Below are 13,869 nucleotides of genomic sequence, written 5' to 3' on the forward strand. Positions count from 1 at the left end.
AGATGCAGGCACTTGTCTTGGGTTGTGAAAACGTTCTCTTATATAGAAGGAAAAGGCGGGATTGTTCAGTGCAGGTCTAAACCCAGGTGCGCAAGACGCTGCGTGTGCGGATTATTCTTCCGATCGCTGTTAAAGCCAGATTTCTTACCAGATAACCATTAGAGGTAGAAATCCGTCTTTAAAGGCGAACGCTACGCTTCTCCAGAACAATTCCGCTCCTTCCGCTGAACGCACCTTTTAACTGCACAAAAACTCTCCCGCCCCTTCCGGGGGCGGGCAGGAAAAAGCCGGGAGTGGTGAGCTCCCGGCTGGAATAAAGTTTGTTAGTGTTGTTTAGCGGGTTAGAGCAAATCGGCAGCCAGCTGGGCCAGATGCGAACGCTCACCCTTCTCAAGGGTAATATGTCCGCTAATGCCCTGCTGCTTGAACTTCTCAACGATATAACTGAGGCCGTTGCTCGCCGCATCCAGATAAGGGTGGTCAATCTGCTCGGGGTCACCCATCAGGATCACCTTACTGCCCTCGCCGGCCCGGGAGACAATCGTCTTCACTTCGTGGCGGGACAGGTTCTGCGCCTCATCAATGATAATGAACTGCGAAGGGATGGAGCGGCCGCGGATATAGGTCAGCGCCTCAACCTGGATACTTCCCAGCCCCATCAATATTTTATCGATATCCCCTGCCTTCTTCGTGTCGAACAGGAATTCGAGGTTATCATAAATCGGCTGCATCCATGGACGGAGCTTCTCATCCTTCTCTCCCGGCAGATAGCCGATATCCTTACCCATCGGAACCACCGGGCGGGCAATCAGCAGCTTCTTGTATTTGTGTTCATCCTCTACCTTGAACAATCCGGCCGCTAACGCCAGCAGCGTCTTACCTGTTCCCGCTTTGCCGGTAATGGTCACCAGCGGAATATCATCATTTAGCAGAAGCTCAAGCGCCATCCGCTGCTGCGCATTCCGGGCGCTAATGCCCCATACCGCATCATTGCCCAGATAGAGCGGCTCCAGGCGGGAGGCATCGCTGTTGACCTTCAGCAGCGCTGATTTGCCGCTGCCGATCTCATCCTTCAGAATGACGAATTCATGCGGATACAGCGGATAGGAAAGCGCCAGCTGCTTCGTGGGCAGGAACCGGTGACTGTAATATTCATCAATCAGTGAAGGATGGGCCATCAGCGACTGGCAGCCGGAGTAGAGCTCATTCAGATCGCCGGTGCGGTCAGACAAATAATCCTCCGGCGTTATACCAAGCACATCCGCTTTGATGCGGACAAGAACATCTTTACTTACAAGTACCACAGGACTCGGGTCAGCCTTCTCATTCTCCTCATGGAGATAATTGAGCGCTACAGCGAGTATCCGGTTGTCATTGGAGACTTCGCCGAACATCTCCTGTACCTTGACGAAGCTGCGGTGGTTAAGCTCCACCTTCAGCGTGCCTCCGTGGTCCAGTACCACCCCGCTGTGCAGGTGGCCCAGCTCCCGGAGTCCGTCTAACAGACGCGATACGGTGCGGGCGTTGCGGCCGATTTCATCGGCATTACGCTTCTTGGAGTCGATTTCTTCCAGGACTACAGCAGGAATGACCACCTCATTCGCCTTGAAAGCAAAAATCGAATTGGGGTCGTGCAACAGCACGTTAGTGTCCAGTACGAATATCTTTTTCATGTTATCCCCTCCACAGCGCCTGGTTTGATTGATCATACATAACTCTTTTCAGCAAGGGCAAGATAAGGTAAATCACTAATTCTCAGGCTGAAAGGAGTACGCACATATGAGAAAATCAATGTGTCTGTTGCTGGTACTGCTGCTGCTGACAAGCTGCGGTATCGCTAATAAAGAGACATCACCCTCTCCTCAGGATAAACAATCAGCTGGCACTTTAAACAGCCAGGGGAACCGCGGAGTGCGGACTTTGTCGGAAGATGGTACAGCCGTACAGGAGCCCACCCCAGATTCGGGACAACCTTCAGCAGGCAAGCGCGACAGCGATGTGGCACTCAAGGATCATTTTGAACAATTAGCGCGAAGAGTCCCAGGTGTAGAAGGCGTCCACTGTGTCGTCATGAACAACCTTGCCGTGGTCGGCATTGATGTGGACGGCGCCCTTACCCGTTCGCGGGTCGGAAGCGTGAAATATTCGGTTGCTGAAGCGATCCGCAAGGACCCGAGGGGCGTAAGAGTCCTGGTGACTGCCGACATGGACCTCAGCAGCAGACTCGCCGAGATGGGCAAGCATATCTCCAAGGGCAACCCGGTCTCGGGCTTCGCCTCCGAGATGGCCGATATTATCGGCCGGATCATTCCGCAGCTGCCGGAGGATATTGAGCCGCAAGGCAATACCCGGTAGGAGCTAATTTCAAAAAAAGCCTAGTGATAACACACTAGGCTTTTTGCATGGCGGCAAACACTTGTCCGTCCAGCTTCTCGGCCGCACGTGCATCGTATACCTTCGCATATTTCGGAGCAGATTCCAGGTGCGCACCATAGAACAGCGCATTGCGGACCGCTTCAATCTCAATATCAAAACAACACATCTTAAACGGAACATCCGGCAACGGGTCCAGCCGAACCGCAGCATGACCGTTAATGGCATGCACCGTCCCTTCGCCAAACACAGTAATCGTTACCCTCGGGTTAACCTTCATATTGTTCACCAGTCTGGAGCGGTGGTCCACAGCCAGCCGGACAATGGAAGGGCTCACAGCATAGATCCAGGAGATCGCAGTCGACGTAGGTCCGCCGGATTCTGCATCCACAGTGTTAAGAAGAACAAACGTCTCCGATTGCAGCATAGCTAGCAGAGTTTCATTGAGCTGAGCAACGGCTTCAGACATAGTTACAGGCCCCCTATGCGGCAAGAATACATTCAATTTATTATATTATAGCACAGGACGAAACTTGCATTCAATTTACAGATTGTACCCTGCCTGCTGCTCAAGGCTGGCCTGAGACCACTGCAGCGGACACTCCGGATATCCGGTCCTGAAGGCTTTTCTTGGCTGCGTCCAGCTCCTTATCGTTAATATATACATAGGGGCTGCGCCAGGTTCCGGTTACCGGTACATATTCGACATTCTCCTTGGAAATATCCCAATACGTAGCGATCAGGCTCTTAATCTGCGCATTCTCAATATCGCTCTCCAGATTATCGTCCACCGCATCCAGCACCCGGCCGATTTTGAGAACACCGCCCAGCGACTGCATCTGAGAGATTAATGAAGTCAGTACCTCGTTCTGGCGCTTATTGCGTTCAAAATCATCCGAAGGCTTCGTCGCCGGCTTGCAGTTGGACTTGCGGTAACGCACATAATCCAGCGCTTTATCTCCGTTTAGCTTGGCTTCGCCTTTTTTAAGATTAATATTGGTGCCGTCCACACTGTCCGTGTAACACATATTGGCACTAATATTAACGTCTACGCCGCCGAACTCATCCACAATATCCCGGAAGCCCTGGAAATCCAGTATGGTTGCGTAATCGACCTTAATGTCCAGATATTTGCCCATCATCTTCTTCATCTCATCCTCGGCCAGAGTCCCGGAGGTCTTCTCCTTGCTCTTGAAGCGGGAGTAAAAGGCATTGATCTTCGTCTTCTTGTATCCGCCAAGCTCGACATATGTATCACGGGGTAATGAGACCACCGTAGCCGATTTGGTCTCCGGGTTCAAGGCCGCGACCATGATCACATCCGTCAGGTTGGACGGGTGCTTCGGACGGTTGTCCGTTCCAAGCAGCAGCATCGTCAGCGGCTTCTCCGAGGCGGATTGTCCTGCCGCAACCGGCTGGTCCACGCCGAATCCTCCGTGGTCCACCTTCCAGTACAAATATCCTGCGTAACCTAATGCTGCTATAACAGCAATCAGGAGAATGATGAGCAGCACCCTCATCAGCCGGGCGAAGAATCCGCGCTTTTTCGGTTTCCGCGCTTTTTTCTTTGCAGTTGTAGCTGAAGCAGCAGACCTCGGCTGCTGCCGGTTAGTAGTGGTGCTTCCTTGCTGGCTGTTCCTTCTGGGTGGCAAATTGCCCTTGCTTGTATTCATAATCCTTTTAGTTCCTTTTCATTCAACTGGAGTTGAAGTAGATAACTTCGTAATAACTTAGACGAGCCCTGTCATCAAAAGTTGCGCCTACTGCCGTTTTGCAGCCGCTGCAGCCTTCCGCTTCTGCCGGGCCTCGACCAGGTAGCGGACCCGCACAAGCAGCATCAGCCCGACCGCTACCAGCAGGCACTGGATGATCGGCAGCTTGTCATGCTGGAAGATAAGAAGCATGCCTGAGCCTGCCGCCATCATCACATACAGTACGATCTCTTTGCCGATCGGCAGCTTCTGATTGACGCGGAATACTCGGTTATACACATAAGTGAGTAAGATAAAAATGACAATGTAAGCGATAACTGGATGCTCAGCGAACCAGCTTTGCATAGCCCGTCACTCCTTCCGGATCATAAGTTACGCTTACATTATATCACCCGCAGCCGTTTTATACTGCTATTAATCCCTGCAATTTGAAAGATCCCCGCCTGTAAAATGAGAAAAGCCGCCGGAATAATCCGGCGGCTTCATTGTTATCAGCTTACGCTTGGCTGGCTTGCGCCGCCTTACGCTGCTTCTCTACACGCTCGCGCTCGCCCTTATTCAGGATCTTTTTGCGCAGACGTACAGATTTAGGAGTGATCTCACAATATTCATCATCATTCAAGTATTCAAGCGCGCCTTCCAAAGAGAAGGTACGTGGAGTCTTCATTTTCACAGTATCATCTTTGCCTGAGGTACGCATGTTGGTAAGTGCTTTTTCTTTACAAATGTTAACGATAATATCGTTATCACGGGTATGCTCGCCAACAATCATACCTTCATAAATTTCTGTACCTGCATCCAGGAAGAGAATACCACGATCCTCAACACCCACGATTCCGTATTGGGTTGTTGTACCACTTTCACTTGCTACAAGCACACCCTGATGACGTCCGCCAACTTGGCCGCCAACCAGTGGAGCATAGCTATCGAAGGCATGGTTCATTACACCGTAGCCGCGTGTCAGCGTCAGGAAATGTGTGTTATAGCCGATCAGACCGCGTGCCGGAATCAGGAATTCCAGACGGACTTGGCCGGTACCGTGGTTGATCATGTTGACCATCTCGGCTTTACGGCTGCCCAGACTTTCCATAACGGAGCCCATGCTTTCTTCCGGAATGTCAATCATGAGACGCTCAAGCGGCTCGGATCTGACACCATCGATGTCTTTAATGATTACTTGTGGTTTAGACACTTGCATCTCATAACCTTCACGGCGCATATTCTCGATCAGAATACCAAGGTGAAGCTCACCGCGTCCAGAAACGATAAACGCATCAGGACTGTCTGTCTCATCTACACGCAAGCTCACATCCGTTTCCAGTTCTTTGAACAGACGCTCACGAAGCTTACGGGAAGTTACCCATTTACCTTCTTTACCGGCAAACGGACTGTTATTCACAAGGAAAGTCATTTGCATCGTTGGCTCGTCAATCTTAAGAACAGGCAATGCTTCAGGGTGCTGCGGATCAGCAATCGTCTCACCGATGTTGATGTCCTTGATACCGGCAATAGCCACGATGTCGCCTGCGCCGGCTTCTTCTGTCTCCACACGCTTCAGACCCTGGAAGCCGAACAGCTTCTCGATACGGGCAGTCTTGCTCTTGCCGTCACGCATGATGACTGTAACGGACTGGCCTTGCTTGATTACACCGCGGTTCACGCGGCCAATGGCGATACGGCCCAGGTATTCGTTGTAGTCCATCAGAGTTACCAGGAACTGCAGCGGTTCTTCAACCTTCTCGGTTGGAGCCGGGATATGCTCAACGATGGTTTCATAAAGTGAAAGCATAGTCTCATCCTGCTTCTCAGCGTTCATGCTTGATGTGCCGTTAAGCGCAGAAGCATAGACTACAGGGAATTCAAGCTGGTCGTCACTGGCTTCAAGCTCAATGAACAAGTCCAGCACTTCATCAATAACTTCCTTCGGACGCGCAGCCGGACGGTCAATCTTGTTCACGACTACGATTGGGGTCAGGTGCTGTTCCAGCGCCTTGCGGAGTACGAATTTGGTCTGCGGCATGCAGCCTTCATAAGCGTCAACAACGAGCAGTACGCCGTCAACCATCTTCATGATCCGTTCTACTTCGCCGCCGAAGTCAGCGTGTCCAGGTGTATCTACGATGTTAATCAGGAACTCTTTATAAGTGATTGCTGTATTTTTAGCTAGGATTGTAATTCCACGTTCCCGTTCGATATCGTTAGAGTCCATGGCGCGTTCTTGAACGTGCTCGTGCGCGCTGAAAATCCCGGACTGCTGGAGAAGCTGATCGACGAGTGTTGTTTTACCATGGTCAACGTGGGCAATGATCGCAATGTTACGGATATCTTTTCTTGAATGCATGATTTGTATCCAAATCCTCTCATTTATCAAATTAAAACTGTTTAAATTCTTAGCATGTCACGGCAGTCTCACAAAAGAAGCGCCAGGCAGAAAGCCGACGCTCCAACATTCCTTAATTTTATAGTGAAAGTACTATGAAAAGCAAGTCTTTTTCTGAAAAAAAACGTTGCCAAGTCCGCTTAAATTTTCTAATTTTGCCTCATGTCCGGCTCAGCGGTCTTGAATTGTCCTATCAGGGCGTGTAGACGATCTGTTCTACCAGCCACCGTTCCACTTCTTGCGGCTTCCCGGTCTGCCTCTTCCCAGCATCAGCCACAGTCCCGCAGCAACCAGCACAGCGCCGAGCAGATAGAGGGCACCAGTACCCAGCAGGGTGAAGATAACCAGCACTACACTAAGCAATCCAAGGATCACAGCGGCTGTAGTTAACCCTCCGGTTCTGCCTGAAGCATACAGCGAATATTCATACAGTCCCACTGCGATCCCCAGCAGAAGAACAGGCCATAAGTATCTCATGAGGTCCCAGCCCCAGGTATTGCATAAGCCAAAGAGCAAGCCATACACCGATAGTATGCCCGCAGGAATGAGTACAGATGCAGAAGCGCGGCGGGTGAAAAAGAGCACATGCAGGAACAGGCCCGGAACCAGAATGATGAGCGGCCATAAGGCCCGTCCCAGAAAACCGAACACCCCCAGCTTGCCCAGCAGAATCACGAGGCCGGCGGCGGCGATGAACACACCCAGTTTCATGTCATTTTTGGAAGACATCTTTCACCTATCCCTTCAAAATTTCGTGTCTTTTCACCGGTCGGTGCCCCTTCAGCAGGCAAATCCGGCGACAGGTTTTCCTTTATTTTATCTGATAAACGCATAAAACACCATCATTCTTCACACATCCCGGCGGGGCATTCTCAGGAAAAAAGAAATAAGGCTGCACCAAAGCCTTCCAGCTTTTGGTACAGCCTTATTATTGCCGGTTATCAGCCTGCGGATACTTTCCTGTGCTTCAGCATGCCCGTGACAACCACAATAATGCCCAGCAGCATTGGCAGTATGGTATGAAGCGTCGGCAGCAGGAACGAAATCACCGGGCCGAATTTGGCATCCTGCAGCAGCATGTTCCCGGCGGTATACGCCAGAATATAGGCACCGATGAAGACCAGCACCGGGAAGCGGTGCAGCCAGCCCACGATGATGCCGCTCCCCCAGACGACAATCGGAATGCTGATCGCAATCCCGATCACAATCAGTGCCAGATCCCCTTTGGCCAGCCCGGCAATCGCCAGTACATTATCCAGGCTCATGATAAAGTCCGCCAGCAGGATGGTGCGCACCGACTTCCAAACGCTAGGGCTTCCCTCAATTCTCAGCTCTTCCTCGTCCTCGAGCAGCAGCTTGAAGGAAATCCAGAGCAGCAGCATGGCCCCTCCGGCTTCAATATACGGAATCTTGAGCAGCAGCACTGCGGCGAAGGTCAGGATACAGCGCAGCGCGACTGCTCCAGCGGCCCCCCACCAGACTGCCAGCTTCCTGTGCTTCTCCGGCAGATTCTTGCTGGCCATCGCAATGACCATGGCATTGTCTCCGCTGAGCACCAGATTAATCATTAGAATTTCACCAAGCAGCAATAATGAATCCATCCACCTCAGCCTCCCTGAACTCCATGTATCTACATGTATGCCGGGGGGCGACAAGCTATGCTTCTTGTCCCGCTATTTTAGAAACTGCGCATGTACGGCCGGATTGCAGCGTATATCTATAGTCTCCGGCCGGAATGGCCGCAAGGGGAATGCAAGCCACCAAACCTATAGGAGTGACCCGGGATGAATACATCCGCTGCGGATTTCATATTATCTCTGCTGAATATCGTGTTCCTTGATCTTATTCTGGCGGGCGACAATGCCATCGTCATCGGCCTGGCCGCGCGGAACCTGCAAGGACAACGGCAGAAGCAGGCAATTCTTCTTGGCACAGGCGGAGCGGTAATCTTGCGGATCATCGCCACGATTCTTGTGGTGTGGCTGCTAAAGATTCCATGGCTGCTGGCCATCGGCGGGCTGCTGCTGATCCTTATTGCTTATAAGCTGCTGGCCGGCGGCAGTGCAGAGACGGATATTCAGGCCGGCGGAACGCTGTGGGCGGCTGTTAGGACAATTATTATAGCCGACGCAGCCATGGGACTGGACAACGTCATTGCTGTTGCCGGTGCAGCGAATCATAATATTACGCTGGTCGTACTGGGACTACTGATCAGTGTGCCTATTGTGGTCTGGGGAAGCACCCTGTTTATCCGGTTGATCAACAGATATCCATGGATTATCTATCTCGGGTCAGGCGTACTCGGCTTCACAGCCTCCAGCATGATTTCCGGCGAGAAGGTCATTGCCCCGTACTTCAAGTCACATCCGCTGCTGCATGTTCTGTTCATCGCCGCAGTCATTGCCGCTATTCTGGCTGCGGGACACTGGAAGCGCCGCCGGACACAACTCGCTGTTCAGAACCATTCTTCCTGAAGGCCTGCCTGCGCCGGTACCAAGTCTTCCGGCTTCTCGTTGCCATAAGGTGTAATGAGTACGGTCTCGGTTCCGGCAACCGCCGTATCGAGTAAGGCCTGATAGCCCGGCAGCGTCGCTTCAATCTTGTCTACAATCCGCAGGTTCGGATTCGTCGTCGGTGATTTGGGCACGAACAGTGTACAGCAATCCTCGTATGGCAGGATGGACAAGTCATACGTACCGATGGTCTTGGAGAGCTCCACAATCTCACTCTTGTCCATCATCACCAGCGGACGCAGCAGCGGCAGAGCCGTTGCACGCCCGATCACATTCATACTTGGCAGGGTCTGGCTGGCCACCTGGCCCAGACTATCGCCGGTAATCAGCGCAAGCGCCCCCTCCTTCTCCGCAAGGGCGGTAGCAATCCGCAGCATAGCCCGGCGCATGAGTGTAATAATCAGATTATCCTGCCCGATTCCGGTAAAAGAGGTCTGCACCTCCGTAAACGGAACCAGATGCAGCTTGATCACACCGGCATAACGTGACAAGATACGGGTCAAATCTACAACCTTCTGGCGGGCAAGCTCGCTCGTATAAGGATAGCTGTAAAAGTGGACGCACTCTACCTCCAGCCCCCTGCGCATGGATGACCAGCCCGCAACCGGACTGTCGATCCCGCCGGAGAGCAGCAGCATCGCTTTGCCGTTCGTTCCCAGCGGGAAGCCGCCGACTCCGGCAATATTCTCACAGAAAATAAGAGTATGACCTTCCCGAATCTCAATCTTCAGCTCCAGATCGGGAGACCTCACATCTACCAGCAGCCCCGGATAACCCTGGAGCAGCGGTGTAGCTATAAGCTTATTCATCTCTATAGAGCCGTAAGGGAAGCCCTTCCACACCCGGCGAGCGCTAACCTTGAAGCTGGTTCCCGCCGCTGGAGCAATAAGGTGGAGGAAGGTCCGGCTGGCCGCAAGAATATCGCCGAATTCCGGCCGGGAGACCTTTACCGGGCTAATCGAGGCGATCCCGAATACTTTTACGAGCGCCTCTGTTAATTCTCCTGCCGGTTCACCGTTCAATTCGACGTAGATCCGCCCGAATTCCCGGGTCAGCTTCACGTTCGGATAAGGCTTCACCATCTCCTTCACATGCCGCAGTACGGTCTTCTCGAACCGGCTGCGGTTCTTTCCTTTCAGAATGAACTCCCCGAAGCGCAGCAGGAGCATATCGGCATAGTCCATGCTGCTTCCGTATCTGCCATTCTGTGCTCCGCTACCTGTCTCTGTTGTTGTCATTGGTTATTTCATGCCTCCTTCTGCACTCTTCAAGGATTGGACGGCTGCCAGCAGCGCCTGCTCTAGCCTGCTCACATCCTGTTGCGTGTGACTGTCCCCCAGGCTGATCCGTATGCCGCCAAGCGCAGCAGCGGTATCCCTGCCCATGGACAGCAGAATCCGGCTCGGCTCGGCCAGTCGCGAGGAACAGGCGGAGCGTGTGGCGACCGCCATCCCGAGCTCTTCCAGCCTGCGGGCCAAGACCTCCCCCTTCATGCCAGGGTAAGAGAAGTGGACAATATGCGGCGCCCCGTCCTCCATGCTGTTCAGTACAAGCTCCGGTATCCCTGCTATATAATTCTCCAACTGCGTCTTGAGCGGACGAATTCGGGCGCTGAAGGCCTCCCGCTGTTCTCCGCTCATCCGCATGGCCTTGGCTGAAGCTACAATATTCGGCACATTCTCTGTCCCGGCGCGCTTGCCCTGTTCCTGGGAACCGCCAGTCAACAAGGGAAACAGCGTGACGCCTTCTCTGACATAGAGAATTCCCGTCCCGCGCGGCCCGCGTAATTTATGCGCGGACAGGCTGTACAGATCTGCCTGCCAGGCCTTCAGTGGAGCCTCAAGCTTCCCGTAGCCCTGCACGCCGTCTACATGGAAGAGCGTCCGGCGGTTCACCGCCTTGACCAGTTGTCCGATCTCACGCAGCGGCTGTACCGTGCCGATCTCATTATTCACATGCATCACACTGACCAGCACCGTATCCGGCCGGACCGCAGCGGCAATCCGCGAGGGTTCGACCACCCCCTGAGGGTCAGGGGCTACGAAGGTAACCTCCCAGCCCAGCTTCTGCAGCTGAAGACAGCTCTCGTAGACCGAAGGATGCTCCAGCTCCGTGGTCACAATATGCCGACCTCTGCTCTGATACTGCAGCGCAGCTCCTTTGACCGCCAGATTGTTGCTCTCGGTAGCACTCGAGGTGAATATAATTTCCTGCGGCAACACATCAAGCGCAGCTGCGCACACCTCACGCGCACGCTTGATCAGCTTGTCCGCCTCTTCTCCCGCCCGGTGCAGGGAAGAGGGGTTGGCGAAGTGCTTCCTCATCACCTGCTCCAGCGTCTGCACAACCTCCTCATAGGGAGGGGCAGCAGCGGCATAATCCCAATACAGCATATATCTGCGTTCTCCTTTGTTGATCAGAATTCATAACTGCTTATATGTTGCAAAAAGGATCAAACGGCCTGCCTCCCAAAAGAAGCAGGGGGCAGATTCCGTTTGATCCTTATATTATACCGCGAATTGCGCGCGGGCGCGTTCTATTTTGGCAATGTAGGCCTGTGTCTCCTTCGGAAGCTCGGAGAGATTCGCCATAAGCTCAGCATCGCTGCTGACTCCAAGCTTGTTCACCCGGCCCGGTCCGGCATTATAGGCGGCCAGCGCCATCTTCTCCTGTCCGTCATACCGCTTAAGCTGGTACGAGAGGTATCGTACGCCGCCGTCAATGCTCTGAGCAGGATCGAAGGGATCGGAGACACCCAGTCCGTTAGCCGTTCCGTCCATTAACTGCATCAGTCCCTTGGCACCGGCAGAAGATACAACATTCGGATTGAAGGAGGATTCCGTATCAATAACCGCCTTGATCAGATCAACCGGAACGCCATATTTCGCGCTGGCAGTCTGAATCAGCTGTTCATAATCCGTCGGCACAGTCTGCGTTATTTCCCCGGAAATGCCGCTATTCGCCCCTGCTGCTTCCCCAAGCTGCTGCCAGAGCAGATTATCCATCGAAGAGCTACCTGCAAGAGCAACGTATGTGCTTTTATTGCTGCTGTCAGTGGCTTGAGACGTCCCGGCTGCCTGCTGAAGCATTGCAGTGAACGCCGCTGCCGAGGCACCGGTCACTCCGGGGTTCGATTTGGTATCCTCACGCTTCGTGCTTGAGCTTCTCAGGTCTACCCATTTCAACTGACCGCTTGGCGCAGCGGCATTGATTGACATGCATTCATTCCCTCTTTCACGCGAAGTCTTATATTTGAACTTTACTATTTATTCACAGCAATTACTATATGCCTAAGCGAAAAAACAGACCTCAGACCTGCATAGTTAGGTCTGATAGCCTGTTTTGAAAAGCGGATGTGCAGATTCAGCCGGCTCTAACGGGCAAAAGGAATTAAGACAAAATAGCTTAAAGTGGATACAATCCCCAGCCCCATCGACCAGGCCCCGGCTGATTTTTGTCCTCTGGCATACGCATAATACCCCAGAACAGCGGCGATTGGCCCCAATATAATGGACCAGATGAATAAGGATACTACACCGAAGCCCAGGCCGATATAGCCAATACTCCTGTCCTCTCCCTCTCTTACACGGCCTGATGTCCGCTGAGCTTCGCCGCTCCGTTCCATAGTGTTCTGAAGCTGCGAGGGGAGCGGACTGAGCTCGGCGGCATATTCCTCATTGTGGCTACGGTCCCGGCGGGGGTAATCGACTCTGCTGCGCGGGCGCAGGATAACCTTTCGGCGGGCGGAACGGTCCACTTTGGGTTCATCATTCGGATTATCCATAAGGGCCTCCTTCTCAGGCGTTCGGCTTGAACGTCAGACAACAGGTTGCGGACGAGGTTCCGGCATGATCATGATGATTACCCGCCGTCAGCTCCTCTGCGTATTCCTCCATGTAACGGCTGCCTGCATGCTGATCGATCTCAATGACAATTTCCTCGGCACGGCACAGGTTCTGTTCTCCCCAAAAATGACAGTTGCTTACACTACACTTCACAAGCGGTTTAGCGTTTGTCATAATGATCACCTCGTCATGTATTATGCCCGCTGGTGAAATCGGCTATGCGGCTGAAGGCTGCTCACCTGAACACACAAATGGAAACGGCTTTGCCGTCCTTTTAAAGGACGGTACCGTTTCGGCGAGAAATTGATTTATTGCGTGAAACACATAAATGCTTATATTTACAAAAAAAAGACCGCCCCAAGCAGCCATATCGGCAGTTGGGACAGTCTTTTACAGAAATAAGATGATAGACCGGACAATGGATTACACCTGATTCTGCATCCGCTTCTCTGTCAAATAATCATTCTCATAATAAGTCAGATCATCACGCAATTCTTCATAGACCTTGGTGATCTCCATAATGATATCGCGTGCCGGACGCACAGGCTTCTTACGGAAACGGATCGCATCCTGCCCGGTATAGGCGTAACGTCCATCCTCCGAATAACTCTCATTCTTAGGATAGAAGAAGTTATTAACTCCTAGATGATATACATTATATAGCGCTTTTTGCGCGAAAGGTTCATCGAAGGTAGCGCGGCGCAATGCAAGCCCAAGCTTCTCATAAGACATTTCCGAGAACACCAGCAGATGGCGGAGATCGGACAAGAACCCCCGATAGAAATGCAGCGTTTCTTCATCCTCTTCGGTAACAAGCTGCGGAAGCGCATGCTCATTCAGGAACAGTTCCATTTTGTCGATAACGGATTTAAGCTTCTCTCTCGTCGATTCACACAATTTCTGCACACTTACTGCTGACATGGCGGTTGCTCCCCCTTATTGTTCCTTGCATTAGTAGTTGTTAATGACACTTAGACATTGCAGTTGTACTCTCTTGATAGTATCACAAAATCTCCTAAGCCTCCACCGTACGGATACCGGAAAAG

15 protein-coding genes are annotated in these 13,869 nt (G+C 52.5%); 2 read left to right on the forward strand and 13 right to left on the reverse strand.

Going from position 1 to position 13,869, the window contains the following annotated elements:
- Positions 1–341: 341 nt before the first annotated feature.
- The gene (locus NST26_RS24050; RefSeq protein WP_036724299.1) at positions 342–1,673 is read right to left on the reverse strand and encodes a PhoH family protein; all 1,332 of its coding nucleotides are present in this window, start codon (positions 1,671–1,673) and stop codon (positions 342–344) included.
- A gap of 106 nt (positions 1,674–1,779) precedes the next feature.
- On the opposite strand from NST26_RS24050, the gene NST26_RS24055 reads away from it, so the two are divergent.
- Entirely contained in the window at positions 1,780–2,355 is a 576-nt protein-coding gene (locus tag NST26_RS24055; RefSeq protein WP_340950836.1) for a YhcN/YlaJ family sporulation lipoprotein, read from the forward strand.
- A 34-nt stretch (positions 2,356–2,389) separates the two neighbouring features.
- On the opposite strand, the gene NST26_RS24060 is transcribed toward NST26_RS24055, so the two are convergent.
- The 6 genes from NST26_RS24060 to NST26_RS24085 all read right to left on the reverse strand — a co-directional run bounded on the left by NST26_RS24060 (position 2,390) and on the right by NST26_RS24085 (position 8,066).
- The gene (locus NST26_RS24060) at positions 2,390–2,842 is read right to left on the reverse strand and encodes a pyridoxamine 5'-phosphate oxidase family protein (RefSeq protein ID WP_036690242.1); all 453 of its coding nucleotides are present in this window, start codon (positions 2,840–2,842) and stop codon (positions 2,390–2,392) included.
- Positions 2,843–2,942: 100 nt separating this feature from the next.
- Positions 2,943–4,046, reverse strand: coding sequence for an LCP family protein (locus tag NST26_RS24065; RefSeq protein ID WP_340950834.1), 1,104 nt, complete (start codon positions 4,044–4,046; stop codon positions 2,943–2,945).
- An 87-nt stretch (positions 4,047–4,133) separates the two neighbouring features.
- Positions 4,134–4,430: a YlaH-like family protein gene (locus NST26_RS24070; protein ID WP_036724304.1), complete on the reverse strand. Its 297-nt coding sequence runs from the start codon at positions 4,428–4,430 to the stop codon at positions 4,134–4,136.
- Between the two features lie 151 nt (positions 4,431–4,581).
- Positions 4,582–6,426 carry a translational GTPase TypA gene (typA, locus tag NST26_RS24075; protein ID WP_036724305.1) on the reverse strand — a complete coding sequence of 615 codons (1,845 nt, stop codon included), beginning with the start codon at positions 6,424–6,426 and terminating at the stop codon, positions 4,582–4,584.
- 255 nt (positions 6,427–6,681) lie between these two features.
- Positions 6,682–7,194: a hypothetical protein gene (locus NST26_RS24080; protein WP_076075875.1), complete on the reverse strand. Its 513-nt coding sequence runs from the start codon at positions 7,192–7,194 to the stop codon at positions 6,682–6,684.
- Between the two features lie 212 nt (positions 7,195–7,406).
- The gene (locus NST26_RS24085; RefSeq protein WP_036724307.1) at positions 7,407–8,066 is read right to left on the reverse strand and encodes a TerC family protein; all 660 of its coding nucleotides are present in this window, start codon (positions 8,064–8,066) and stop codon (positions 7,407–7,409) included.
- A gap of 183 nt (positions 8,067–8,249) precedes the next feature.
- On the opposite strand from NST26_RS24085, the gene NST26_RS24090 reads away from it, so the two are divergent.
- Positions 8,250–8,939 carry a TerC family protein gene (locus tag NST26_RS24090; protein WP_340979924.1) on the forward strand — a complete coding sequence of 230 codons (690 nt, stop codon included), beginning with the start codon at positions 8,250–8,252 and terminating at the stop codon, positions 8,937–8,939.
- On the opposite strand, the gene thiI is transcribed toward NST26_RS24090, so the two are convergent.
- The 6 genes from thiI to NST26_RS24120 all read right to left on the reverse strand — a co-directional run bounded on the left by thiI (position 8,921) and on the right by NST26_RS24120 (position 13,744).
- Complete coding sequence (gene thiI / locus NST26_RS24095) at positions 8,921–10,162, reverse strand: tRNA uracil 4-sulfurtransferase ThiI (protein WP_340980864.1); 1,242 nt, start codon at positions 10,160–10,162, stop codon at positions 8,921–8,923. The two genes, NST26_RS24090 and thiI, sit on opposite strands and share 19 nt — an antisense overlap.
- A 57-nt stretch (positions 10,163–10,219) precedes the next feature.
- Positions 10,220–11,371, reverse strand: a complete 1,152-nt coding sequence (locus NST26_RS24100; protein ID WP_340979927.1) for a cysteine desulfurase family protein — start codon at positions 11,369–11,371, stop codon at positions 10,220–10,222.
- Between the two features lie 114 nt (positions 11,372–11,485).
- Positions 11,486–12,067 carry a lytic transglycosylase domain-containing protein gene (locus NST26_RS24105; RefSeq protein WP_445323381.1) on the reverse strand — a complete coding sequence of 194 codons (582 nt, stop codon included), beginning with the start codon at positions 12,065–12,067 and terminating at the stop codon, positions 11,486–11,488.
- Between the two features lie 284 nt (positions 12,068–12,351).
- The gene (locus NST26_RS24110; RefSeq protein ID WP_339250243.1) at positions 12,352–12,762 is read right to left on the reverse strand and encodes a hypothetical protein; all 411 of its coding nucleotides are present in this window, start codon (positions 12,760–12,762) and stop codon (positions 12,352–12,354) included.
- 13 nt (positions 12,763–12,775) lie between these two features.
- Positions 12,776–12,997 (reverse strand): DUF1540 domain-containing protein, encoded by a 222-nt coding sequence (locus tag NST26_RS24115; protein WP_445253443.1) that lies wholly within the window; start codon positions 12,995–12,997, stop codon positions 12,776–12,778.
- A 249-nt stretch (positions 12,998–13,246) separates the two neighbouring features.
- A complete protein-coding gene (locus NST26_RS24120) occupies positions 13,247–13,744 on the reverse strand; it encodes a YpuI family protein (RefSeq protein WP_036724316.1) in 498 nt (165 codons plus the stop codon).
- Positions 13,745–13,869: the final 125 nt, after the last annotated feature.

Source organism: Paenibacillus sp. FSL R7-0128 (assembly GCF_038002245.1).
Lineage (GTDB): Bacteria > Bacillota > Bacilli > Paenibacillales > Paenibacillaceae > Paenibacillus_AQ > Paenibacillus_AQ silagei.